At 64.3% G+C, this 24188-nt stretch carries 23 protein-coding genes and 1 pseudogene; 12 read left to right on the top strand and 12 right to left on the bottom strand.

The genetic code is table 11. From position 1 onward, the window contains the following. Window positions 1-40 precede the first annotated feature (40 nt). The 8 genes from AOT83_RS23540 (at window position 41) to AOT83_RS23505 (ending at window position 11193) form a co-directional block, all read left to right on the top strand. A complete protein-coding gene (locus tag AOT83_RS23540) occupies window positions 41-850 on the top strand; it encodes an NUDIX hydrolase (RefSeq protein WP_075908450.1) in 810 nt (269 codons plus the stop codon). After that, window positions 847-3162, top strand: coding sequence for a DUF6049 family protein (locus AOT83_RS23535; protein WP_057963599.1), 2316 nt, complete (start codon window positions 847-849; stop codon window positions 3160-3162). Before AOT83_RS23540 ends, AOT83_RS23535 begins: the two co-directional genes overlap by 4 nt. Then, window positions 3150-6587, top strand: coding sequence for a murein biosynthesis integral membrane protein MurJ (locus tag AOT83_RS23530; RefSeq protein ID WP_081343829.1), 3438 nt, complete (start codon window positions 3150-3152; stop codon window positions 6585-6587). The genes AOT83_RS23535 and AOT83_RS23530 overlap by 13 nt, the downstream gene beginning before the upstream one ends. Window positions 6588-6834: 247 nt before the next feature. Then, a complete protein-coding gene (sigM, locus tag AOT83_RS23525) occupies window positions 6835-7419 on the top strand; it encodes an RNA polymerase sigma factor SigM (protein WP_057963662.1) in 585 nt (194 codons plus the stop codon). 85 nt (window positions 7420-7504) lie between these two features. Then, window positions 7505-8404: a hypothetical protein gene (locus tag AOT83_RS23520; RefSeq protein WP_057963598.1), complete on the top strand. Its 900-nt coding sequence runs from the start codon at window positions 7505-7507 to the stop codon at window positions 8402-8404. 128 nt (window positions 8405-8532) lie between these two features. Next, window positions 8533-9510, top strand: a complete 978-nt coding sequence (trxB, locus tag AOT83_RS23515) for a thioredoxin-disulfide reductase (RefSeq protein ID WP_030097680.1) — start codon at window positions 8533-8535, stop codon at window positions 9508-9510. A gap of 30 nt (window positions 9511-9540) precedes the next feature. Continuing rightward, window positions 9541-9870, top strand: a complete 330-nt coding sequence (gene trxA, locus AOT83_RS23510) for a thioredoxin (protein WP_030097681.1) — start codon at window positions 9541-9543, stop codon at window positions 9868-9870. Between the two features lie 135 nt (window positions 9871-10005). Then, window positions 10006-11193 (top strand): N-acetylmuramoyl-L-alanine amidase, encoded by a 1188-nt coding sequence (locus tag AOT83_RS23505; RefSeq protein ID WP_030097682.1) that lies wholly within the window; start codon window positions 10006-10008, stop codon window positions 11191-11193. Here AOT83_RS23505 and AOT83_RS23500 read toward each other — a convergent pair. From AOT83_RS23500 to AOT83_RS23490, 3 genes are read right to left on the bottom strand one after another with little or no spacing between them, the layout of a single operon-like run. Then, entirely contained in the window at window positions 11190-11411 is a 222-nt protein-coding gene (locus tag AOT83_RS23500) for a ferredoxin (RefSeq protein ID WP_030097683.1), read from the bottom strand. The genes AOT83_RS23505 and AOT83_RS23500 overlap by 4 nt on opposite strands. 2 nt (window positions 11412-11413) lie before the next feature. After that, window positions 11414-13018 (bottom strand): cytochrome P450, encoded by a 1605-nt coding sequence (locus AOT83_RS23495; protein ID WP_078285144.1) that lies wholly within the window; start codon window positions 13016-13018, stop codon window positions 11414-11416. A gap of 29 nt (window positions 13019-13047) precedes the next feature. Beyond that, on the bottom strand, window positions 13048-13896 hold the full coding sequence (locus AOT83_RS23490) for a hypothetical protein (protein WP_030097685.1): 849 nt from the start codon (window positions 13894-13896) through the stop codon (window positions 13048-13050). 140 nt (window positions 13897-14036) lie between these two features. Here AOT83_RS23490 and AOT83_RS23485 point away from each other — a divergent pair, with 140 nt between their 5' ends. Both AOT83_RS23485 and AOT83_RS23480 read left to right on the top strand, forming a co-directional pair. Next, window positions 14037-14678: a TetR/AcrR family transcriptional regulator gene (locus AOT83_RS23485; protein WP_030097686.1), complete on the top strand. Its 642-nt coding sequence runs from the start codon at window positions 14037-14039 to the stop codon at window positions 14676-14678. A 38-nt stretch (window positions 14679-14716) separates the two neighbouring features. Beyond that, window positions 14717-15628, top strand: a complete 912-nt coding sequence (locus AOT83_RS23480) for an MBL fold metallo-hydrolase (RefSeq protein ID WP_030097687.1) — start codon at window positions 14717-14719, stop codon at window positions 15626-15628. 9 nt (window positions 15629-15637) lie between these two features. On the opposite strand, the gene AOT83_RS23475 is transcribed toward AOT83_RS23480, so the two are convergent. The 9 genes from AOT83_RS23475 to rpmH all read right to left on the bottom strand — a co-directional run bounded on the left by AOT83_RS23475 (window position 15638) and on the right by rpmH (window position 21885). Then, complete coding sequence (locus AOT83_RS23475) at window positions 15638-16354, bottom strand: hypothetical protein (RefSeq protein WP_057963596.1); 717 nt, start codon at window positions 16352-16354, stop codon at window positions 15638-15640. A 254-nt stretch (window positions 16355-16608) separates the two neighbouring features. Continuing rightward, window positions 16609-17592, bottom strand: coding sequence for a ParB/RepB/Spo0J family partition protein (locus tag AOT83_RS23470; RefSeq protein ID WP_057963595.1), 984 nt, complete (start codon window positions 17590-17592; stop codon window positions 16609-16611). 64 nt (window positions 17593-17656) lie between these two features. Continuing rightward, entirely contained in the window at window positions 17657-18601 is a 945-nt protein-coding gene (locus AOT83_RS23465; RefSeq protein ID WP_030097690.1) for a ParA family protein, read from the bottom strand. Window positions 18602-18623: 22 nt separating this feature from the next. Beyond that, the gene (gene rsmG / locus AOT83_RS23460) at window positions 18624-19337 is read right to left on the bottom strand and encodes a 16S rRNA (guanine(527)-N(7))-methyltransferase RsmG (RefSeq protein WP_057963594.1); all 714 of its coding nucleotides are present in this window, start codon (window positions 19335-19337) and stop codon (window positions 18624-18626) included. A gap of 49 nt (window positions 19338-19386) precedes the next feature. Further along, window positions 19387-19932: a protein jag gene (locus tag AOT83_RS23455; protein WP_030097692.1), complete on the bottom strand. Its 546-nt coding sequence runs from the start codon at window positions 19930-19932 to the stop codon at window positions 19387-19389. A 42-nt stretch (window positions 19933-19974) separates the two neighbouring features. Beyond that, the gene (yidC, locus tag AOT83_RS23450) at window positions 19975-21060 is read right to left on the bottom strand and encodes a membrane protein insertase YidC (RefSeq protein ID WP_030097693.1); all 1086 of its coding nucleotides are present in this window, start codon (window positions 21058-21060) and stop codon (window positions 19975-19977) included. After that, window positions 21053-21337: a membrane protein insertion efficiency factor YidD gene (gene yidD, locus AOT83_RS23445; protein ID WP_057980052.1), complete on the bottom strand. Its 285-nt coding sequence runs from the start codon at window positions 21335-21337 to the stop codon at window positions 21053-21055. Before yidD ends, yidC begins: the two co-directional genes overlap by 8 nt. Further along, window positions 21334-21717, bottom strand: coding sequence for a ribonuclease P protein component (gene rnpA, locus AOT83_RS27110; protein ID WP_079378704.1), 384 nt, complete (start codon window positions 21715-21717; stop codon window positions 21334-21336). The genes yidD and rnpA overlap by 4 nt, the downstream gene beginning before the upstream one ends. A 24-nt stretch (window positions 21718-21741) precedes the next feature. Next, window positions 21742-21885, bottom strand: a complete 144-nt coding sequence (gene rpmH / locus AOT83_RS27105) for a 50S ribosomal protein L34 (protein WP_030097696.1) — start codon at window positions 21883-21885, stop codon at window positions 21742-21744. A gap of 73 nt (window positions 21886-21958) precedes the next feature. Here rpmH and AOT83_RS27100 point away from each other — a divergent pair. Continuing rightward, window positions 21959-22363 (top strand): annotated as a pseudogene (locus tag AOT83_RS27100) (hypothetical protein). A 122-nt stretch (window positions 22364-22485) separates the two neighbouring features. Then, window positions 22486-23961 carry a chromosomal replication initiator protein DnaA gene (dnaA, locus tag AOT83_RS23430; protein WP_030097698.1) on the top strand — a complete coding sequence of 492 codons (1476 nt, stop codon included), beginning with the start codon at window positions 22486-22488 and terminating at the stop codon, window positions 23959-23961. The last annotated feature ends 227 nt before the right edge of the window (window positions 23962-24188 follow it).

Here is a 24188-nt window from a genome sequence, read left to right as displayed (position 1 = left end):
ATCACGGGGGCTCTCAGTAGCGGGAACTACTATCACATGGGTGTCTGACTCCTCCGGCGGTTCCCGCACGGGTGGGTCGTCGGATGAACCCGGCTCGAACCCCGCCTCAGCGCGCGGCAGGGGGTCGCGACGCGGTCGGCGCAACCGATCGCAGGGCCGGGCGCAAGGCGCTGGCACTCCGGCGGCCTCCCCTGCCGCGGGCGCTCCTCACGCAACCAACGGAACCGGTGCTGCGGGTGCAAAGGGCCGCGGGCGCGGGCGCCCGAAGGGTGGCGCCGCAGGAACCTCGTTACGTACCGTCCGCGAGACCTCCGCCGGTGGCCTGGTCATCGCAGGCATCGACGGCCCCAAGGACGGCCAGGTGGCCGCCCTCATCGGGCGGACGGACCGGCGTGGCCGAATGCTGTGGTCACTGCCCAAGGGCCATATCGAACAGGGCGAGACGGCGGAACAGACTGCCATCCGGGAGGTCGCCGAGGAGACCGGTATCCGCGGAAGCGTGCTGGCCGCACTCGGCAGCATCGACTACTGGTTCGTCACCGAGGGGCGACGCGTACACAAGACCGTCCACCACTATCTGATGCGCTCGCTGGGCGGAGAGCTCTCCGATGACGATGTCGAAGTCACCGAGGTCGCCTGGGTCCCCCTCGAGGAACTGCCCACCCGGCTGGCGTACGCCGATGAGCGGCGGCTGGCCCAAGTGGCTGGCGACCTCATCGACAAACTGCACACCGACGGGCCCGAATCGCTGCCCCCCTTGCCTCCGTCCACCCCGAGACGCCGCCCGCAGACGCACTCCAGCACCCACAGGACACCGGGCCGACGAACCGGGCGTGGACCACAGCAATGACTCGAATCACGCTTCGCAACGCGACGCGTGTGGCGGCGGTACTTGCCGTCCTCGCACTTGTCCTGCTGGGTGCTCCTTGGGCCGCACCCCGCGCCCACGCCTATCGGGACGGGCAGTTCCTCAAGGTTGTCCTTGACGAGGTCACCCCGCAGACCGTCACCACCGTCGATTCAACCGTGACGGTGCGGGGAACGGTGGTCAACGTCGGCGATCGCCCGGTGACCGACGTGGTCGTTCGGCTGGAGCGCGCCGAGGCCGTCGCGACCAGCGCCGAGTTACGCGCCAATCTTCATGGCCGCCACGATCAGTACCAGCCGATCGGTGATTTCGTCGCTCTCGCAGGCACTCTCGAGCAGGGCCAGCAGCGCCCCTTCACGCTCGCCTTCCCGTTGCGGGGTGGCACCGGACCAACCTGGAACATCTCCACCCCGGGGGTGTATCCCGCCCTGGTGAACGTCAACGGCACCCCCGACTACGGGGCGGCTGCCCGGCTCGATGACGCGCGCTTCCTGCTGCCGGTTCTCGGAGTTCCGCCCCCCGCCGGTGCCGCCGCCGAACCCGAGGTCGCACCCGACACCTCTCGCCCCGTGGGTCTGACGCTGTTGTGGCCGTTGGCCGACCGCCCGCGGCTGGCACCCGGTCAGCCCGGTGGGCCGGCGCCGGTGCGGCTGCTCGACGATCAGCTCGAACGCTCCTTGTCACCCGGAGGCCGGTTGGACGCGCTGCTGGGAGCCCTGGAGTTCGCGACTGAGGCGGTCGTCGACCCCAAGGCAGATTTGGCCCGCACGGTCTGCCTGGCCGTCGACCCCGATCTGCTGGTGACCGTCAACGAGATGACACTCGGCTACCAGGTCCTCGACAATTCGGCTGATCCCGCCGGTCCGGTGCACCCCGGCACCGGGCAGGGACTCGCGGCCGCCTGGCTCGACAGGCTGCGGGCGTTGGCCAAGCGCACCTGCGTCACACCGCTGCCTTACGCACAGGCCGGACTGGATGCTGTTGCTCAGATGGCCGATGAGGGTCTGGCCCATCAGGCCACCACCGGCACCGCAGATGTGCTCGACCAGATTCTAGGAATCAACAGCCTGCGCGGTGCCACCCTCCTCGGCGACGGTCATCTCTCGAAGGCGGGCATAGGTCTGCTCACCGGGCAGGGCCCCACCGTCGCGGTGTCGGCCCTACCCGCGGATCAGGAGACTCCGCCCGACTTCAACCCGCGCCGGGTATCCGACACCGTCGTGGCGGCACCCTTCGACCCATCGGTGGGCGCCGCGCTAAGCGCCGCCGGACGCACCCCCACCACGCCCGATTACGTGCCCCGGTCACTTCGCTTTACCCTGCAACATGATTCGCGCGTAGCGCGGATGCAGGACGCGCTCGGAGCGATGGCCTGGCAGGCGCTGACACCCCAGCAGACTCCCCGCCAGACGATTCTGCTGCCGGACGCCACCTGGGACCTGTCCGACGGCGAGGCCCGCGCCATCCTTTCCACCACGTCCACGCTTCTGCACGCCGGACTCGCGATACCGCGCCCGCTGCCGACCGTCATCGGCGAGGCGCGCGCCAGTGCCCAGCCCAACCCGGTGGACACCGCGTTCGGCGTGGATTCGCCGGGCGCCGTGGACGATGGGGTGTCGCTCGGGCTGGGCGACGAGGTCCGGCGGCTGTGGGGCCTCACCGCAGCGCTGACCGTGGACGCCCGCACCGGACTCACCGGTGTTCAGTACACCGATCCGTTACGCCAGGACGCCCTGCGCGCGGTGAGCCAAAGCGTTCCACCCGATGCTCGCGACGACACGGCGCAGGAACGGCTCTCGGCCATCCGCCGCACGGTCGGTGACCTGTTTAACGCTGTCACCGTCGTCAATCCGGGTGGCTCCTACACGTTGGCCACCGAACACAGCCCGCTACCGCTGGTGCTGCGCAACGAGCTTCCGGTGCCCATCCGGGTCGCTCTGCGCGTCGAAACGCCGGCCGGTATGAGTGCCACAGATGTTGGCGTACAAGAGATTCCGCCCGGCTTCCTGCCGGTGAAGGTGCCCGTGGAGGTCAATGTCTCCCAGCGCATGGCTGTCGATGTAACGCTGCACACCCCTGATGGTCTGCCCCTAGGTGACCCGGTACGCCTGTCGGTGCACTCCAACGCGTATGGGAAACCGCTGTTCTTCATCACCATCGGCGCGGCCACGGTGCTCTTCGCGCTGACGGGGCGGCGCCTGTGGCATCGCTTCCGCGGCCAACCCGACCGCGCCGATCTCGACCGCGAGGATGAGGTTTCCGCCGGCGGGAGGGGCAGCCCGTGGCAGCCGTGAGAAAGTCGCTGGACCCGCTACCCGATCCGGAATCCGACGACACGATCGAAGAGCTCTCGGATGCGGCCGTCGTAGCGCATTCCGGCTCGATGGCGGTGGCCACCCTGGTCAGCCGGATCACCGGATTCATCAAGCTGTTGTTGATCACCGCTGCGCTCGGCGCCGCGTCCGCCAGTGCATTCTCGACCGCCAACCAGCTGCCCAACATCATTGCCGCGCTGGTGCTCGAGGCCACCTTCACCGCCATATTCATCCCCGTGCTCACGCGCGCCGAGCGGGAGGATGCCGACGGCGGTCAGGCATTCATGCGCAAGCTGCTGACCATCGCCACATCGGTGTTGGTGGTGGCGACGGTGCTGTCGGTGCTGGCTGCGCCATTGCTGGCCGCGCTGATGCTCGGCGATGACCCCAAGGTGAGCACGCCGCTGACCACCGCGCTGGCGTACCTACTGCTCCCGCAGATCCTGTTCTACGGACTGTCCTCGGTATTCATGGCAATCCTGAACACCCGCAATGTGTTCGGACCACCCGCGTGGGCTCCGGTGTGGAACAACGTCGTCGCGATCGCCGCGCTGATTCTGTTCTGGCTGATGCCCGGGGAACTCACCCTCGATCCGACCCGGATGAGCGATCCCAAACTCCTGGTGCTGGGCATAGGCACCACGCTCGGCGTGGTCACCCAGGCCACGGTGCTGATTCCCGCCATTCGTCGTCAGGGGATCCCCCTGCGCCCCCTGTGGGGAGTCGATGACCGGCTCAAGCAGTTCGCCGGTATGGCCGCAGCCATGTTCGCGTACGTCGCCATCAGCCAGCTGGGGCTCGTCATCACCAACCGGATCGCCGCCGGCGCAGCCGATTCCGGTCCCATCATCTACAACCAGACCTGGATGATCCTGCAGCTGCCCTACGGGGTGGTCGGCGTGACCATCCTGACCGCGATCATGCCGCGGCTCAGCCGCAACGCCGCTGCCGAGGACACCTCTGCGGTGGTGGGCGACATATCTCTGGCCACGCGGCTGACGATGGTCGTCCTGATCCCGGTCGTTGCGGTGATGACCGTCGCCGGTCCGGCGATGGGTCCGGCGCTGTCCGCATACGGGCACTTCACCCTCGGTGACGCCCACTACCTCGGGCTCTCAATCTCGCTTTCTTCCTTCACTCTCATCGCGTATGCCCTTGTACTGCTTCAGCTTCGGGTGTTCTATGCGCGCCATGAGGCGTGGACACCCACGCTGATAGTCATCGTGATCACCACGGTGAAGATTGTCTGCTCGGTGATCGCCCCGCACCTCACCGACGATCCCAGCCTGGTCGCCGGTTATCTCGGTGCCGCCAACGGACTCGGGTTCGTGGCGGGCGCCGTGTGTGGGTATCTGCTGTTGCGCCGAAGCATCGGGCGCGCGGCAGGGCCGCTCATCGGCCCGGGCGTGGTCCGTACGGTGCTGATCGCCCTCGCCACCTCGGGTACCGCGGCGGCCGTCGGCCTGGGCATCGACCGAGGGTTCGACCTCGATCTGCTCACCCGGGCAGGCGGCGGCCTCGGTTCGATTCTGCGGCTGGTCATCCTCGGCACCGTGATGCTCACCGTCACCTTCGCGGCCATGGTGGCGGTCAAGCTTCCCGAGGCACTGAGCATCGTCGTGCTGCTGCAGCGCCGCCTGGGCAGCCGGCTCGGCATCGGCATCCAAGATCACGCTTCGGTCATGGGCAACTCCCCACCGCCATCCCTGCCGTACCCTGATTCGGGTGATCGAGTCGGCGGCGGCGACGCTGTCGGCCTGACAACCGCAAACAAATCAGTGCACGGGGGCGGCGCTGATACGAGAAAGGGCAGGGCCGTGACAGACACCCCAGGGTCATCGACCCGGTCTGTTTCCACCGAGTCCCCCTCCGGGGGCGCAGTCCCCACCTCCGTGATGCCGGGTGCCAGCATCGCGGACGGCCGTTACCGTCTGCTCACCTCGCACGGGGGCCCGGACGGGCTGCAGTTCTGGCAGGCCACCGATACCGAGCTGAATCGCCCGGTAGCGCTCACCATCATTGACGGTGCTGCCTTCAGCTCCGATCAGGTGCAGGACATCCTGTCGAATACCTTGCGGCTCAGCAAGATTGGGTCCTCAGGCCTCGCGCGTGTGCTGGACGCCGTACGCGAAGGAACCGGCGGCATCATCGTCGCGCAGTGGGTCCGCGGCGGTTCGCTGCGCGAAGTTGCCGACACCGAACCCTCCGCCGTGGGCGCCAGCCGGGCGGTTCGATCCCTGGCCGAGGCCGCCGATGCTGCTTTCGAGGCCGGGTCGGCGCTGAGCATCGACCACCCCGATCGCGTACGCATCAGCATCGACGGCGACGCCGTGCTCGCGTTCCCCGCCACACTCTCCTCGGCCAGCGCTGACGAGGACGTCCATGGCCTCGGCGCCACCCTGTACGCACTCACCACCCGCCGCTGGCCGCTGGCCGAAACCGGTCAGCCAAGTGGGCTGCCCGGCGCCAACCGCGCGCCCGACGGTCGCCCCGTTGAGCCACGAGTCATCGTCCCGACCATCCCCGCCGAGATCTCGGATGTGGCCTCTCGCGCGCTCGGTGATGATCCCGGTTCTGCCGCGGACCTGCTCGACGGCCTGGAATCGGCCATCGCGAGCGTCGATCACACCACCATGTTGGAGCCTGCCGCCGCAGCACCCACACAGTCGTTCAGCATCGGTCGCCCCCAGGGTTTCCAGGATTCCGGGGACCCTGCGGACGAGGACGATTACGACGAGGACGACGAAGACGAGGACCCCGAGGAAGCGGCCCGGCACCGGAAGATCTTCCTGATCGGGCTCGGCGTGGTCGGTGTCCTGGTCATCTCGCTGTGCATCGCGCTGGGGGTCTGGGTCACGCGGATCTTCGGCGATGTCGGCCCGTTGGACAAGATCAACATCGGTATCGGATTACCCACCCAGTCCGCCAACGGTGACGCCGCCAAGCCCGGTAGCCCGGCCAAGATCGTGCAGGCGACCGTGTTCCCTCCGGGCCCGGACGCCGACCAACCCGGCAAGGCGAATCTGGCGGTGGACGGCAACGCTTCCACGTCATGGTCGACCGACACCTACACCGACGCCGATCCCTTCCCGGTGATCTTCAAGCCAGGGGTTGGACTACTGCTCGATCTACAGTCGGCCAGCGCTCTGAGCAGCGTCACGATCGAATCTCACAGTGTCGGAACGCAAGTGCAGATTCGTTCTGCCGACTCGGCCACACCCGGCTCCTTCAACGACACCAAGGAGATCTCCGCTTCTACGACGTTGCAGCCCGGCAAAACGACGATCCCGATCACCAGCAGTTCGCAGGTCTCTCATGTGCTGGTGTGGATCAACAAACTGGGCTCCACCAACGGTGATCACCATGCGGAGATCGGCGAGATCACCGTCACCACTGCTTCCTAGCTGCAGGAACGCCTGACCGTCGAGCGGTTATCGAACGGTTTTCAGTATCGGTCCACAAGCTCAAGTCGTCTTTTTCAGCATGGTTGAAACCCGATGGCAACCTATTGTTTAGCGACTGTACTGCGGTTCATGTTGTTCAGTTACCGGTATCGCTGCCGCCTATCGTTGAAAGTTGTACGACCGTTTGCTATGGGCTGACTTTGTGGTCGACGTCACCCCCCTTTCTTATTAGTGTGCGCGTGTGGGCATGGTTCAGGGGGTTCTCACCGCTCCTCAACACTCGGACGCCGAGCTGCTGGCTGCCCACGTCGCCGGCGACCCTTCCGCTTTCGAGCAGCTATTCCGCCGTCACCACCGTCGCCTCTACCGGCTCGCTCGGGCCACCAGCCGCACCCCCGAAGACGCCGCCGATGCGCTGCAGGAAGCGATGCTCTCAGCGCACCGTGGAGCCGCCAATTTCCGTAACGATGCCGCGGTCACCAGCTGGCTGTACCGCATTGTCGTGAACGCCTGTCTGGACCGACTGCGTCGTACCAAGGTGCACAGCCCGCTCGAACTCGAAGAGGATGTCTACACCCTCGAAGACCCCTCGACCGATATCGACACCTCGATCGTCATCCAGAAAGCCCTGCTCAGGCTGCCCGCCGAACAGCGCGCCGCGGTCATCGCCGTCGACATGCACGGATATTCGGTGGCCGATGCCGCTGAGCTGCTCGGCGTGCCCGAGGGCACGGTGAAGAGCCGCTGCGCCCGAGCCCGCGCACGTCTGGCCGTCGCCCTGCACTATCTCGACAAGGCTGGCTCCGTCGAACCGGAAACCATCGACCACTAACCGTATGCCGCCGTGTCATGATCCGCCTGCGAATTGGGTAACGCGGGTGGCCAGCGGTAGCTGGGTACGAGGATGATGGATTCACATGGTCAATAATCCGCCGGACACCGCCGATGGCGAAGGTAACCTCGACAAGGTGAACCTCGCTGAGGTACCGCTGTCACTCGACGTCCTGGCCGACCTACACGCAGGCGTCTATGACGCACGCGACGCCGAGATACTTCGGCAACGGGCAGAGCAGGATCCGGACGCGCGCACGACACTCGCCGCCCTCGACCGTGTGCGCGACGACCTGGTGGCGTGGAGGGAAAGCCCCGCCCCCGATGCGCCCGCGTCTGTCGTCGACGGCATCGTTGCCGCATTGCACGCCGAGTCGGCCGAGTCGACGTTGCCCGTGGTAGCTGCGGATGCCGTCCGGCCCGCGGACCCGCGCCTCAACCTGGTGACCGGCCCGGTTCCCCTGGACCATCGCCGGCGCCCCGCGGCAAAGCGCCGTTGGCTCGTATTCTCGGGCGCGGGGTTGGCCGCGGCCGCCTGTATCGCGGTGGCCATCACCGTGGTCGCGCAGAACAACCAGCGCACCTCTGAGACCACCGCCACCGTGGCGGGCCCGTCGTTATCGCAGTACATCGCGCCCAAGACCGCTGCGCCCATGGCGCCGGAATTGCCGCCGCAGAGTGCCCTGGGCCAGACCGCCTTCCCGATTTCTGGCAACGAGATCACCGCACTCGTCGGCCGCACCCCCACATTCGGCACCCTCGAGGACCCCGCACTGCGCGCGTCCTGCCTCACCGGCCTCGGCTTCCCGGCCTCAACGCCCGTGCTCGGAGCGCAGACCCTGGACGTCGACGGTCCCGCGGTGTTGATGGTGCTGCCCGCCGAACGTCCCGGTGAACTGTTGGCGGTGGCCGTCCGGCCCGGTTGCAGCCAGTCCGATCCCCAGCGGGTGGCACAGACCCGAATCGGCGCGTCACCCGCCCGCTAGAAGGCCGGACAGCACCCGTATCTCCCACCGCCCGCCCGGTACGGAACATCCCGCTCTAGGCTGTTGTTTCAGCACTCGCATGGCCTTTGTCTCCAACAGGCACTCAGATCGGATCAGAAGGGAACCGCATGTCGGAGGTTGTATCGACCGAGTCCGAATCGGACATCCATGAGCTCATCATCATCGGCTCAGGACCCGCTGGATACACCGCGGCGGTCTACGCAGCCCGCGCCCAGCTGAAGCCGATCGTTTTCGAGGGCACCCAGTTCGGCGGGGCACTCATGACCACCACCGAGGTCGAGAACTACCCGGGTTTCCGCGAGGGCATCATGGGTCCCGACCTGATGGACCAGATGCGTGAGCAGGCCATTCGCTTCGGTGCCGACCTGCGCACCGAGGATGTCGACGAGGTCTCCCTGCGGGGCCCTGTGAAGACTGTCACGGTCGGTGGCGAGGTCTTCCGTTCCCGCGCGGTGATCTTGGCCATGGGCGCCGCTCCGCGGTATCTGGGGGTACCGGGCGAGGACACCTTGCTGGGCCGGGGCGTGAGCTCCTGTGCCACCTGCGACGGTTTCTTCTTCAAGGATCAGGACATCGCCGTCATCGGCGGCGGCGATTCCGCGATGGAAGAAGCGACTTTCCTCACACGGTTTGCCCGCAGCGTGACACTCATCCATCGCCGCGACGAGTTCCGCGCGTCCAAGATCATGCTGGAGCGCGCGTACGCGGACCCCAAGATCAACGTCCTGACCAACACCAAGATCCTCGGGGTCGAGGGCACCGACTCGGTGATCGGGCTCAAGCTCGAGAACACCGTGACCGGGGAGGCCTCGCAGCTGCCCGTCACCGGGATGTTCGTCGCCGTCGGGCACGATCCCCGTAGCGAACTCGTTAAGGATGTCGTCGACGTCGATTCAGACGGGTACGTACTGGTGCGCGACAGAAGCACCTACACCTCACTGGAAGGCGTGTTCGCTGCGGGCGACCTCGTTGACCGGACCTACCGGCAAGCCGTCACCGCCGCCGGAAGTGGTTGTGCCGCAGCCATCGACGCCGAGCGCTGGCTCGCCGAGACGGCGCATTCCCAGACCCTCGTCGAGGCCTAGCCTCACCGCCACCCATCACAAGGAGAACCCATGAGCGACCACGCGACCGTTACCGTCACCGACGACTCATTCCAGCAGGATGTCGTCTCCAGCAATAAGCCCGTGCTGGTGGATTTCTGGGCGACCTGGTGTGGACCCTGCAAGATGGTGGCCCCCGTGCTGGAGGAGATCGCCAAGGACCATGGCGAAACGCTGACCATCGCCAAGCTCGATGTGGATGCCAACCCGGAGACCGCACGCGCCTTCCAGGTGACGTCGATCCCCACCCTGATTCTCTTCCAGAACGGCGAGGCAACCAAGCGGATCGTCGGCGCCAAGAGCAAGTCGGCGTTGCTGCGTGAGCTGGACGGGGTCGTCTAACCGGTTCGACACCGGTCGGTTGACTCGGCCGGGAGTTTCTCTCATCGCCTAGGCATCTGAGACAATAGTGCCGTCCCGACGACGGGCAGCCCGTGTCCGGTCGGTGACAGTGCGGTTTCTTGCGAAAGGCGGAGTATGACGACAGGCGCGTCGAACATTCGCCGCGGCGATCGAGGCCCCGCCGTCAGCGAGGTACGCGAGGTGCTCACCGCACTCGGGTTCCTGGAGGATCCCGATGAGGTGCTTGCGACCGGTCGGCACGTCATGCCCGACCACTTCGACCCGACCTTGGACGACGCCGTGCGCGCGTTCCAGCAGCGCCGCGGCCTGTTGGTCGATGGTGTCGTCGGACCCGCGACCTATCGCACCCTGAAGGAAGCTTCCTATCGGCTCGGGGCTCGCACCCTTTTTCACCAGTTCTCCGCACCCATGTACGGCGACGATGTGGCGACTCTGCAGAAGCGCCTGCAAGATCTTGGGTTCTACACGGGCCTGGTCGACGGGAACTTCGGGCTGCAGACCTACAACTCGCTCATGTCGTACCAGCGGGAGTACGGGCTGACCGCGGACGGTATTTGTGGACCCGAGACCCTGCGCTCGTTCCAGTTGCTGGGTCGACACGTCACCGGTGGATCCGCGCACGCGATTCGTGAGACCGAACACGTCCGCAACGCCGGCCCACAGCTGTCAGGCAAGCGCATCGTGATCGATCCCGGTCTCGGCGGCGCCGACCGCGGAGTCATCGTTCCGGGTCGCGAGGGCCCGACCAGCGAGGCAGACATCCTGTGGGACTTGGCCAGTCGCCTCGAGGGCCGGATGACAGCGATCGGTATGGACACGTACATCTCGCGCGCCATCCAGAACAACCCCACCGATATCGACCGCGCCACCTACGCCAACAATGTGGGTGCCGATCTGATGATCAGCCTGCGTTTCGACTCGCAACCGACGGTGGCCGCCAGCGGCGTCGCGTCCTATCACTTCGGCAACCTGCATGGCTCGGTGTCCACCATTGGACACATGCTGGCCGACTTTATTCAGCGAGAAGTGGCTGCTCGCACGGGATTACGCGACTGCAGAGCACACGGCCGGACGTGGGACCTGCTGCGCCTCACCCGGATGCCCACCGTGCAGGTGGACATCGGGTACATCACCTCGCCGAACGATGTCTCCATTCTGAGCGCCGCCCACTATCGCGATGTGGTGGCCGAGTCGATTCTGGCCGCGGTCAAGCGTGTGTACCTGCTCGGTAAGAACGACCGGCCTACTGGCACATTCACTTTCGATGAGCTGCTGGCCCACGAGCTGTCCGCCGGAAGTTAGTCCGAGCGCACCAGCTCGATCGCGCTTGCCGGACAGAGGTGCGCTGCCTCATCGGCCTTCGCCACCTGGTCCTCGTTCAGCACCCCAGCAGCCCTCGGTACGGCAGTGCCATCCGCATCCGCACTGAACAACTCCGGGTGCTGCGCAACGCAGTATCCGGACCCCATGCACAGATCCTGATCGACGATCACACTGAACCTTGCGTGGGCCCCGTCCACGGTCACGCCCTCGTTAGGGTAACGGGCAGCCCACCATCGAGCGTCACCGAAAAGTTGAAGTGGTGCTTAGGCTTCCAGGTCTGCGGGAGCGTCAGCCGATACCTCTGGAAAATGATCGCCAACAAGAACTGCGCGTTCATGTAGGCCATGCCGGTGCCGAGGCAGTGGTGTCTGCCCGACCCGAACGGCATGAATGCCAGTCTCGGACGCTCCCTGACAAGTGCCTGATCCATGAATCGATTCGGGTCGTAAGAGTCCGGGTTCACCCACCAACGTGGATCACGGTGCATCGAGTACAACGACGGGCCGACGATGGTGTATCGCGGGATGAGGTACCCACCTATCACGTCGTCTTCCATCGCGAATCTAGGATTGAGCGGGTGGCCCTGCAACCTCTGCCCCTCGTCGAAACACGCTTTCGCCCAAGACAACTTGGGTAGATCATCCGGCGTCGGCACTGCACCGTGCAGTGCGTCAACCTCTGCGTACAGCCGGTTGAGGTGATCCGGATGTGCCAGTAGTAGCGCGAGTGTCCACGACAGCGACGCCACCACCGTCTCGTATCCACCCGCCATCAGGATCATCAGTTCCATGCTGAGATCCCGCTCCGACAACGGACTTCCGTCATCGTAGGTCGCCTCCAACAACAGGCTCAACAGATCCGGGGTCTCGACCGGGTGCTTGCGGCGGTCCTTGATCAGCCTTCTCGTCAATCGCCACAGTCTCCACATCGACCTGGGCGCGCTCTCGCGCCCGGGTAGCGGCAGCAGGTTCGGTAGGGGGCTCATCAACGTCACCGACGCCATCAGCGACATGAAAGTCCTTAAGTCCACGTCGGTTTCGTGGATCTCCTGCGCGGTGATCGACGAGGAGAACATCGCGCGCAGGAACGCGGGTAAGGTCACCTGTGCGATCGCGTGTTGCAAGTCCACCTCCTGCCCGGTGTCTGCCCACCGTGCCCAGCTGTCGACTCGGCCCACGAATTCGTCGGCGATCACCTCTGCCACCCGCGCCAGATGGCGGCGTCCAAACATCGGCATGAGCATCCGGCGCCGCTGCCGGAACTTGTCTCCCTCCAGCATCGGAATCGCAGCACCGATCATGCCCATTGCCGCCTGGCCCGGCCCGATCATGCTGTACCGACCGACAGGATCGTCCATCACCTGGCTGGCGTAATCCGGATGGTTCACCACAATAATGCTGCCGCCCAACGGAAATGGAACGCTATAGATGTCACCGAACTCCTTTGCGCAGCGCCGGAAGAACTCGAAGGGTTCACGCCGCATCTCCGGGACACTCCCGACGAACGGTCGGCCAACGGGACCCGGTGGAGTGAGCGCCGCTCTCCCCACTCCCCGCACGGCGCTAGCCGCCAGAGGAATGCCTGCGCGGGTGATCCGCCATGGATCATGCCTACCGAAGGCAGATCCTCCGTGCCGTCTACCAATCTCGTTGACTTCGCGCACCGTCGGATTGAGCGGCAATGGCCCCCAATCTCCCGTCAGCTCACGTGGCAGCGACACATCTATTGCGCGGGATTGCGTCCCTGCGGAAGCCTCGAATGGACAAGCATCGGTCCTGTTCTCGGCAGTGGGTGGCTGCGGCATGCTCCTTGGTCTCCTTTTCCGAGGGGTGACTACGCCACGGGCACGGGCTGTTTGGAGGGTGCGCCACGCACCGGTCCCAACACCGTGGCTCCGACCGCATCGCGGTAACGCTGACACGTAGGTGAGTACGCCGCGATCACAACAGCCAGGAGGTTGAGGGCCGTGCACAGGCTGGCGATCGCCCACGACGGTCCGGGCCCGAGTCCCAGATGAATCGCGAAGTAGTTCGGCAGCGTGCAGATGATGGTGTAGGCGAGATATGCCCCAGGTGCGACGAATGGGATTATTGCCCAACGGTATCCGCGCATATGCGGCCGGATCACTACCAGTACCCAGGCGATCATCACCAGGAATCCGCCGTTCTGCACGAGGCTGGGCAATGGCACTCCGTACACCAGTGCGTTGTTGCTGTAGTACCTCATCAGGCCGAAATGACTGTTGACCATCTCACCGATGCATTCACCAATCCCGAAGATCACCGCGAACGAGATGAGTGTCCAAGCGGCCCAACCCTTTTTGATCATCTCGTAGACGAGTAGCGCCGTCGGCGCCGTACCCACCCAGACCAGCGGAACGAAGATCGGAAGGGGCCGGTCGGCGATCGTGACGTAGGGCAAGGCGTTGGTCATATAGGTGGTGGCACCAATGACGTCGAGCCATGGCTCGACGAAGTAGGGCAGGACTGTCACCCCGCTGAGCATGATTAGCCAATACATCAGCGCGTCTTCGTGCCTCCGTAGGGTCATCCATCCCACCCAAATCAGCGAAATCGCCAGGCAAGCAACAAGTATCGCGACGACGGTCCATGCCCACCACGGCTCACCGTGAATGACTGGTGGTGGACCCCACTGCGCACCCGTACTCCATCGTCTCGTCACAAGTGTCCTTTCGCCGTCGGCAAGCGGTTCATTCGGACACTAATGTCTGATTTGAGAATAAGTCAATCATTTCGAGACAAATCATTCCGTAAGACGACACGCCTCATCGTTAGCCTGCGGCGTCGACTATTCTCAGCCGCATGGAGGACCCCGCGGAACCGCCGATCCGCATGGCAGACCGGCAGCGCGCTCGACGCAGCGAGCTCGTCAAAGAAGAGGTGGTGGAGGCTGCCCTGGCGGAATTCTCCGAGCGCGGGTACCACCAGACATCGATCGCGCATATCGCGGAACGGCTCGGCACCGGCCACTCGATGTTCTATCGATACTTCACCAACAAACGCGACATCCTCGAGCACGTGGTACAGCACGCCACCCAGCGCACCGTCGAAACACTCAGTCACACGCTGCCCGGCCGCATTACGTCGCTCGACGAATTCCACGATTTTGCAGTGAATCTCGGACTTGCCTACATCGAGCTGGTGGTAGCAGATCCCCGACTGTCGCGCTTGATGCTGCAACAGGGTGCCGCCGTGGATGCGGAGATGACTGCGCAGTTCTGCCAGGTGTTCGACGCCGGGGCTTCGGTTCTGGCTGGCCTATTACGTGACGGGATCGAATCTGGTTATGTCCGGCCGGGTATCGACGTCGAGGCCGTCGCTGATTCGGTGGCCGGCATCCCGCTGGGAATACTTGCCCGCTACGGGCACGAACCCGATCAGGACATTCTCGCATCACGCGTACGCGCAACCGCCGACCTCGTCTGCCGGGGGATCGCCCCCTAGCGGGAATACGCCGCTCCCGGTGAGCGTTTCCGGCCGCTGTGAACACATTCACCGTCGGTGATGCGACAGTCACACAGCTCACCGAACTTGCGGTGTGGCCGATCCCGCCACACGATTGGTATCCAGCCATCAGCGAGCAACAGCTCGCGTTCGCCCGAGCCACCTATGCACCGTCGGCCATCTCGGCAGATGGTGCCGATCTGATCTTCTCCATCCACAACTACCTCATCGAGCTGGGCGACACCGTCGTGGTGGTCGACACCTGCTCGGGCAATCACAAGAACCGGCCCTTGTTCCCAGACCTCCACATGCTCGATACCGACTACCTGACTCACCTCAAGCACGCAGGATTTGATCCCGAGGACGTCGACATCGTCATCAATACCCATCTCCATCTGGACCATTGCGGGTGGAACACCCGGCTGATCAACGACACCTGGCAGCCCACCTTTTCAAACGCCACGTACCTGTTCCACGCCACTGAGCTCAAATACATTCAGGCACAATGGGAGTCGTCTCCGGCAGGTGAGTGGGCCGAGGGGGGCGGCTGGGTCTATCAGGACAGTGTCCTTCCGGTCCTCGAACATTCTCCGCACCGCTTCGTCGCCCCGGGGCATCAAATCCACGCGCACGGCTCCACGCGCATCACCACCCTGGACACAGCCGGGCACACACCGGGGCACCTTGCCATCGAAATCATTGCTCCGGGCACCGGTGTGATCATCTCCGGCGACGCGCTGCATCACCCCATGCAGGCCCAGTTTCCAGATCTGCCCTTTTTCGCGGACGCCGATCCTGTCATGGGTACCGCTGCTCGTCGCGCACTGCTCGGACGCTGTGCCGACGAAGACTTGCGCTTGGTGACCGCCCACTTCCCCGCACATCTACCGATGGGTGTCCGCCGCAGCGGCACTACGTTCGAATGGACGGACCCTCCGGCCGGGCAATGAGCCCTGCCGCTAGAACGCGGCGCCCACCACCGGGCCGGCCCCCGCTGGTTGCGGAATCCGCACCGACTCCAGGAGTCGCTCCAACGCGGCCTCCACGTCGGCCTTCCAGCCGAGCCCGCTGTCAAGCTCCAACCGCAGTCGCGGGAAATGCTGGTGTGGTGCGACCACCGTGAAACCCACATCCTTCAGGAAGTCGACATCGATCATGCACTGCTCGATGGTGCACTCCCCCAGTACATCTGCCGCTTCCGTATGCCTAGCCAACGATCCTTCGCAAAGATCCAGCGCCTCGCTGGTCCGGCCGAAGGCCTCCAGCGCGCGCACACCACGGCGCACTAACTCGGCGACCACATTGGCGATGATGCTGTGCGGCAATCCGTCTGACTCGTGACCCGGCTCCACACCCAAGGACGTCAGCAGGACTGCATCCGCGCTGACCGGGGCGGTTGGGAACAACCGCGCACGAGGCACCACCCCGGGCGGGGCATACAACGCGTATCCCACCGTCGCGGGCCGGGACTGCGGGCCGGCTATTGCGACCTGACCGCATGACCCCCACTCGAGCATGACCATCGACAGCCATGCTTCCTTCTCGAACTCTGGGTCCGACAGGTGCTGGCTGTCTCCGACGGTAGCGGGGTCCACTTCCCAGAAGACACACCGCCGGGCGTGCTTGGGCAGCTGCTCGAAACCATCGAGCCGCAAAGGAACGATCCGAGCCGACACTGGTCTTGTACGCCTCCACGTCAGGTCCACATGGTGCACGGAACGCCTCGAGCGTCCGGCAACCCTTCAAGGATATGCGAAATTTCTGGTTTGGCACCCGGCGACCTTGCCGCGATACCTGGAATGCGCGGCCGGAGCCGTCGCCGTGCCGATGATTCCCCTGTGGAGCCGAAATTTCTTACTTGCCAAGCGTTTTCGCGCGGAGGCCGCGCTTCGCGGGTTTTCGCGTCACAGTGACGTTTCTCCCCCGTGGGCTAGGACGTGGCTTCGCCGGACATCATGTCGACAATTCGCTGCAAATCTTCCACCGAGCCGAACTCGACAACGATTTTGCCCTTGCGCTTGCCCAGGCTCACCGTCACGCGGGTGTCGAAGGTACCCGACAGTCGCTCGGCGACATCCTGCAAGCCCGGCATCTGGATCGGCTTGCGCCGCGGCGCCGGCTTGGGAGCATCGCTGCGGTTCGCCAGCGTCACCGCTTCCTCGGCGGCACGCACCGACATTCCCTCGGCCACGATCCGGGCGGCAAGCTCCTCCTGCGCCTCGGCGCCACCCTCAAGAGCGAGTAGTGCTCGTGCATGGCCGGCCGATAGGACTCCCGCCGCGACCCTGCGCTGTACCGCGATCGGTAGGCGCAGCAGTCGGATCATGTTGGAGATCACCGGGCGCGATCGACCGATCCGGGACGCCAACTCTTCATGCGTCACTTCGAACTCATCGAGAAGCTGTTGGTACGCGGCCGCCTCTTCCAAAGGGTTCAGCTGTGCCCGGTGGATGTTCTCCAGCAGCGCGTCTCGAAGCAGATTGTCGTCGGCCGTCTCCCTGACAATCGCCGGGATCGTTTCCAAACCGGCCTCCTGGGTAGCACGCCACCGCCGCTCCCCCATGACGAGTTGGTAGTCACCGCCCTCGACCGCACGCACCACGATCGGCTGCATCACACCGAACTCGCGGATGGAGTGGACCAACTCCGCGAGCGCCTCCTCGTCGAAGACCTGGCGCGGCTGCTTGGGGTTGGGCCTGATGGTCGTCACCGCGATCTCGCGGTACACCGCGCCGATATCGGTGGCCGGTGCAGACGGAGCCGCTGGGCCGCCGCCGATGATCACATCGGCGGCCGCGTCACCCAGGCGCGGGCCTGCGGGGGTGGGTGCACCGTCCACCGGTGCCGTCGGGATCAGGGATGCCAGGCCTCGGCCGAGTCCGCCCTTACGCCGTGATGGTGGCGACTGACTCATCGGTTACTTCTCCCTTTTTGCATCCGCTGTACGCTCATGATCATCTTCTCGTAGTGCACGGCGCTCATTGTGGATCGCTCGCCGACGGGCTCGGCCGCTGCGCGAGTTCGCGTGCGGCATCCAAGTAGCTCAGGGCTCCCCGTGAACCCGGGTCGTATTCGAGGACGCTGGTTCCATATCCCGGAGCCTCTGAGACCTTGACGCTACGCGGGATGACCGACCCCAACACCTTCGGACCGAAGTGGCTACGCACTTCGTCCGCCACCTGGTCGGCGAGCTTGGTCCTACCGTCGTACATGGTCAACAGAATCGTCGACACATGCAGCGCGGGATTCAGGTGAGCCTGGACGAGTTCGATGTTGCGCAGCAGCTGACCAACGCCCTCCAGCGCGTAGTACTCACACTGGATCGGGATCAGCACCTCGTTCGCCGCCACGAGTGCGTTGACCGTCAGCAGGCCCAGCGAGGGCGGGCAGTCGATGAATACGAAGTCAAACGCGTCGGCGGGTAGCCCGGCGATCGCGCCACGCAGCCGACCCTCACGAGCCACCATCGAAACCAATTCGATCTCGGCACCGGCCAGGTCGATCGTCGCCGGAACGCAGAAGAGGTGCTCGCTCTGTGGGCTGGATTGGATCGCGTCCTTGATGGGGATCTCACCGAGTAGGACTTCGTACGACGACGGGGTGCCCGCACGATGATCGGCACCCAGCGCGGTGCTCGCATTGCCCTGTGGATCGAGATCGATCACCAGAACATTGAGACCCTGCATCGCCATCGCGGCGGCGAGGTTCACCGCGGTTGTGGTCTTGCCGACGCCACCCTTCTGGTTGGCGATCGTCAGCATCCGGCGATGCGCCGGCTTCGGAAGACGGACCGATCCTTGCTTGATCTGGGTGGCACGCTGAGCGGCTGCACCGATCGGGGTCTCCGACTCCTCAAAGTTCGCGGGCGAGCGGTGGCCGTCACCCGTTGCGCCGGTTTCACGTGAAACATCGTCGCTAGTCACTGTCGTCTCCTTGATCGGATGCTCATCGGCTCCGCTTCCGCGTACCGTCGCGGGAGCTTCCCCGTCGACGGCCTCCGTCGCATTCTTTCCGCCGCGCGACCACCACCGTGGTTGGCGGATCGAGGTACCGCGTGCCACACTGCACCACCCTCACATCGTCAGCGCCGAGCAGGCTCAGCGCACTACCGTACTGCTGCACTTCTTCATCGGCCCGATCGCCTTTGATCGCCAACATGCGTCCGCCGACCCGCGTCAACGGAAGGGACCACCGACCGATCTTGTCCAGTGCCGCGACCGCCCGAGACGTGACCGCGTCCGCCCCGCCAACCTCCGCGATAACACTTGGTTCCTCCGCCCGGCCGCGCACCACCGATACGTTGGTGAGGCCCAGCCGCTCGATCATTTCACGGAGGAAGTCGGTGCGGCGCAGCATCGGCTCGACCAGAACGATATCGACGTCGGGGCGTGCGATACCCAACGGAACACCCGGCAGACCCGCACCGCTTCCGACATCGATCACTCGCTCACCGGAGTCGAGTAACTCCCCCAGCACAGCGCTGTTGAGGATGTGGCGCTCCCACAATCGATCGGCCTCGCGTGGGCCAATCAGACCGCGCTCCACACCAATCGTCGCGAGTGCGTCAACGTAGTCGACCGCTAGAGGCAGCCGCTCGCCGAAGACCTCGGCTGCGGCCTCCGGCACCGGGAGGGTCTCGCCGTGTTTCACGTGAAACATTCCTCCCGGAGCGCGGCCACTGAATTACATGGATGAGATTTGGTGGCGACTAGTCGTGCAGGACGACGACACGACGCGAGGGCTCCACGCCCTCGCTCTCGCTGTGCACACCGTCGATTGCCGCAACGGCGTCGTGCACGATCTTGCGCTCGAAAGGAGTCATGGGCGCGAGCTCCTCGCGCTCACCGGACTCCAGCACCTGCTTGGCGATCTTCGTGCCCAGCGCCGCCAGCTCGTCGCGACGACGGCCACGCCAGTTCGCGATATCCAGCATCAGGCGGCTGCGCTCACCGGACTTCTGCTGCACCGCCAGTCGGGTCAATTCCTGCAACGCGTCGAGCACCTCGCCCTTGCGGCCAACGAGCTTGGACAGGTCGCCCCCGCCGTCGATGCTCACGATCGCGCGGTCTCCCTCGACATCGAGGTCGATATCGCCATCGAAGTCCAGGACGTCGAGGAGCTCCTCGAGATAGTCGCCGGCGATCTCGCCTTCGGCAACCAGACGTTCCTCGAGATCCACCGTGCGCGTCTCACCCTCGGGTGCGGCGTCGACCTCGGTTGTGGTCTCTTCGGCTTGAGTGTCCAGATCGGTCATCGTTCTTCTCCCTCTGTCACGCCCGTGCAGAATCGCGGGCGGTTAGCGCTTGCGGCGACGATCGGGCCGAGCACCCGGCTTCGGGGTGCGGCTCGTCGTACCTGATCCATTGGTGGAGTCCGGGGAAGCCTGTCCCCCGGTGTCCTCGTCCGTGCCACCCGATTCCACAATCTCGGTGCTATCGGATTCGTCTGCTTGTTTCGCCGGCTGGTTCTTCCCGCCGCGCGTCGGCTTGGCACCTGGCTTCGGGGCATTCGCGGCCCGTCGCTCCAGATCCGCCTGCTTCTTCTCTTCTTCTTCCTTAGCGATGTGGTTGAAGACGTAGTGCTGCTGACCGAACGTCCAAATGTTGTTGGACACCCAGTACAGGATGATGGCGATCGGCAGGAACGGACCACCCACGACCACACCGAGCGGGAACACGTACAGCGCCAACCGGTTCATGATCTGGGTCTGCGGGTTGGCCTGGGCCTCAGGACTCTGCCGCGCGATAGAGGCCCGGCTGTTGAAGTAGGTCGCGATACCCGCGATGACCATCAACGGTATCGAGACTCCCGCGACAGCCCACCTGTTGAATTCGGTGAACGCGTCCAGACCCGTTGTCTGGATCATCGTGGCGCCCAGCGGGGCACCGAACAGGTTCGCGTCCAGGAAGTTGGCCACGTCGCCGGCACTGAAAATGTAGTTGCCCGTGGCGCGGTTCGCTTCTACCGACATATGCACCTGACCGAAGCCACCGGTAGTTCTGTTGAACGAACGCAGTACGTGGAACAGACCCAGGAAGACCGGAATCTGGGCCAGCATCGGCAGGCAGCCAAGGATCGGATTGAAACCGTGCTCGCGCTGTAGCTTCTGCATCTCCAGTGCCATGCGCTGACGATCGTTCTTGTACTTCTTCTGCAGAGCCTTGATCTGTGGCTGCAGCTCCTGCATCTGCCGGGTGGTCCGAATCTGGCGGACGAACGGCTTGTACAGAATCGCGCGGAGGGTGAACACGAGGAACATCACCGACAGCGCCCATGCGAAGAAGTTCTTGGGGCCCAGCAGGTACGCGAACAGCTTGTACCAAACCCACATGATCGCCGAGACGGGGTAGTAGATGAACCCGAGACTGAACCAATCAAACATCCGCTGTACTCCTCCGCACGCTCACGTGCTCTACGTCTTCGTGCTTGGTATGGCGTTCAGGAATCGGATCCCATCCACCGTGGTGCCAGGGCCCGCACTTCAGTAGGCGGATCGTGGCCAACCAACCGCCGCGGACCAGTCCGTGCACGGTCAACGCCTCGACCGCGTACTGGCTGCAGGTCGGCATAAACCGGCAACTGGGCAGACGCATCGGCGAGACCCAGGTTTGATACAGGCGAATCAGGAAGATCACCGCGCGTGCGGGACGGCTTTTCATGGCTGCCGCTCTGGTGCGGGTTCCAACCGGTGTATCGACCGGTGGACTCCGTCTCGCAATTGCTGACGCAGACTCGCCGAGAGTGCGGTGCTGCTACTGGGCAGCGCTCTGATCACCATGCGATCCACGGGTTCAAGTGTGGGGAGCACCTCGGCGGCAACATGCCGGAGTCGACGAGACACCCGATGGCGCACTACCGCGCCGCCTACCGATTTCCCGACGATCAAACCGACCTTGGGACCCTCAGCCTCGGCTGGTGTAGAACCCACACAGCCACGTTGCAGATGAATCACCAAGTCGGCGTGGGCAGTTCGAACTCCACGCTTGACGGTCTGCCGGAATTCGGATGATTTGGTCATCCGGTGTCGAGTCGGTAACACCGACTACCTACCTGCGCCCGAAACTCAGGCGGTCAGTTCCTTGCGGCCCTTACGACGCCGGACCGCAATGATTGCGCGTCCGGCACGGGTGCGCATGCGCAACCGGAACCCGTGGGTACGCGCGCGACGCCGATTGTTTGGCTGGAAGGTCCGCTTGCCCTTTGCCACCGCTACTACTCCTTTATATCCGTCACGTGCTCAACTGACATCACTCACGCCGCCCGTTCACGACGCATGCGATGTGCTGAGACGCATCAGTCCGTTGGTACTGCTTACTCGCCACCGGCGCGGTGCCTACGGAATCTCGGGTTTCACCCCTGATGACGTGCGGGTCGCGGCCGTGCCGCCAACGTTCGGGCGACTGTTCGAGGGTACTGACCTGCTCGTCGCCGGTCAAACTGATCTCAACCGTCACACGCGTATCCCCTCTGCACAGCAGTCCGTCACCTTTACGAAAGTTGTCACGGTAGTCACGGGATAGGTTGGCGGGGCGGCACAAAAACTGTTAGCTTCTGCGAATGCCGTTTCCACCGGGCGAATGCATCGGAACCACCCACGCGGGCCGATGCCGATCGCGGTCGGACACCGACTAGCCGGTCCCCCGGAGCAGGTGATCCGACGTGATCTCCTGGTATGCGCACACTGACCACCACAGGGGTGGTCTGCTTTGTTGTCCACAGGTGTGGATAACCGTGTGGAAACCCACGACCGATCATTGAAAAGGGGCTACTGTCGACGTGTCCCCTACTGCCAGAGAGATGCTCGCCGTTGACTGATGAACTGAATTCCCAGTTCACGGCGGTATGGAATACCGTCGTCGCAGAGCTCAATGGTGACGACAACCAATATTTGTCGAGTTTTCCGCCACTCACGCCTCAGCAGCGCGCCTGGCTCACATTGGTCAAGCCACTCACCATGGCCGAAGGTTTCGCACTGCTTTCCGTGCCGTCCAGCTTCGTGCAAAACGAGATCGAACGGCACCTGCGCGGACCCATCGTGGAGGCACTTTCCCGTCGCCTCGGCGAGAACGTCGAGCTGGGCGTGCGAATCGCGGCGCCGGCTCCTGGCGAAGATTTGGAAGTCGCCGGCCCCACGCCCGAACTCGAGCTCGACGAGGTCGATGAGACCACCGAGGCGCTTGCTAGCGCACACGAATCGTGGCCGTCCTATTTCATCAACCGTCCGGGCGGGGCCGACAAGGCCGAGACCCCTGACACGAGCCTCAATGCGCGCTACACCTTCGAATCTTTCGTTATCGGAGCATCCAACCGGTTCTCGCATGCGGCCGCCGTCGCAGTTTCCGAAGCTCCCGCCCGCGCGTACAACCCGTTGTTCATCTGGGGCGAATCCGGGTTGGGTAAGACACATCTACTGCACGCCGCCGGGAACTATGCCCAGCGCCTGTTTCCCGGTATGCGCGTCAAGTACGTCTCCACCGAAGAGTTCACCAACGACTTCATCAATTCTTTGCGCGATGACCGTCGAGTCGCCTTCAAACGCAGCTACCGCGACATCGACGTTCTCTTGGTCGACGACATTCAGTTCATCGAGGGCAAGGAAGGTATCCAGGAAGAGTTCTTCCACACCTTCAACACCCTGCACAACGCCAACAAGCAGATCGTGATCTCCTCCGACCGGCCTCCGAAGGGCCTGGCCACTCTTGAGGACCGGCTGCGCACCCGATTTGAGTGGGGCCTCATTACCGATGTTCAGCCCCCCGAACTGGAAACGCGGATCGCGATCCTGCGCAAGAAGGCACAGATGGATCGGCTGGACGTCCCCGATGACGTCTTGGAACTCATCGCAAGCCGGATCGAACGCAATATTCGGGAACTCGAAGGGGCGCTCATCCGGGTGACCGCTTTCGCCTCGCTGAACAAGTCCCCCATCGAGCTGTCGCTGGCCGAGATTGTGCTGCGCGACCTCATCCCCGACTCAAACTCCATTCAGATAAGCGCCGCCACGATCATGGCGGTCACCGCGGAGTACTTCGACACCACCGTGGAAGAGCTTCGTGGGCCCGGCAAGACACGGGCACTGGCGCAGGCGCGCCAGATCGCCATGTACCTCTGCCGCGAACTCACGGACCTCTCGCTGCCCAAGATCGGCCAGACGTTTGGCCGTGACCACACCACCGTCATGTATGCCGACAAGAAGGTCCGTGGCGAAATGGCTCAGCGGCGTGAGGTTTTCGATCACGTCAAGGAACTCACCGCCCGGATCCGCCAGCGTTCCCGGCACTGACCTAATTCCTGCCCCACCCGGCCCCCGCGGCCGGGTTTTTTTGTCTCACCGCACCGCGCCGGGCCCCCAACACGTACCCATTTCAAGACTTTTCGAGATTTTTCTCGATGATTTTTTGTCACCTCGTGTGGCTCACACGTCACATCCACACCAATCGAAGTTGTGCACAGGACTGTGGACTGCCGTGGGGCAAACCTACGATCGGTTGGGGGTTGCTGAACGAATGA

The organism is Mycobacteroides sp. H001 (assembly GCF_001440005.1).
Taxonomy (GTDB): domain Bacteria; phylum Actinomycetota; class Actinomycetes; order Mycobacteriales; family Mycobacteriaceae; genus Mycobacterium; species Mycobacterium gwanakae.
The sequence above is the reverse complement of the archived record's forward strand: the minus strand, read 5'-3'. Positions and strand labels throughout refer to the sequence as shown.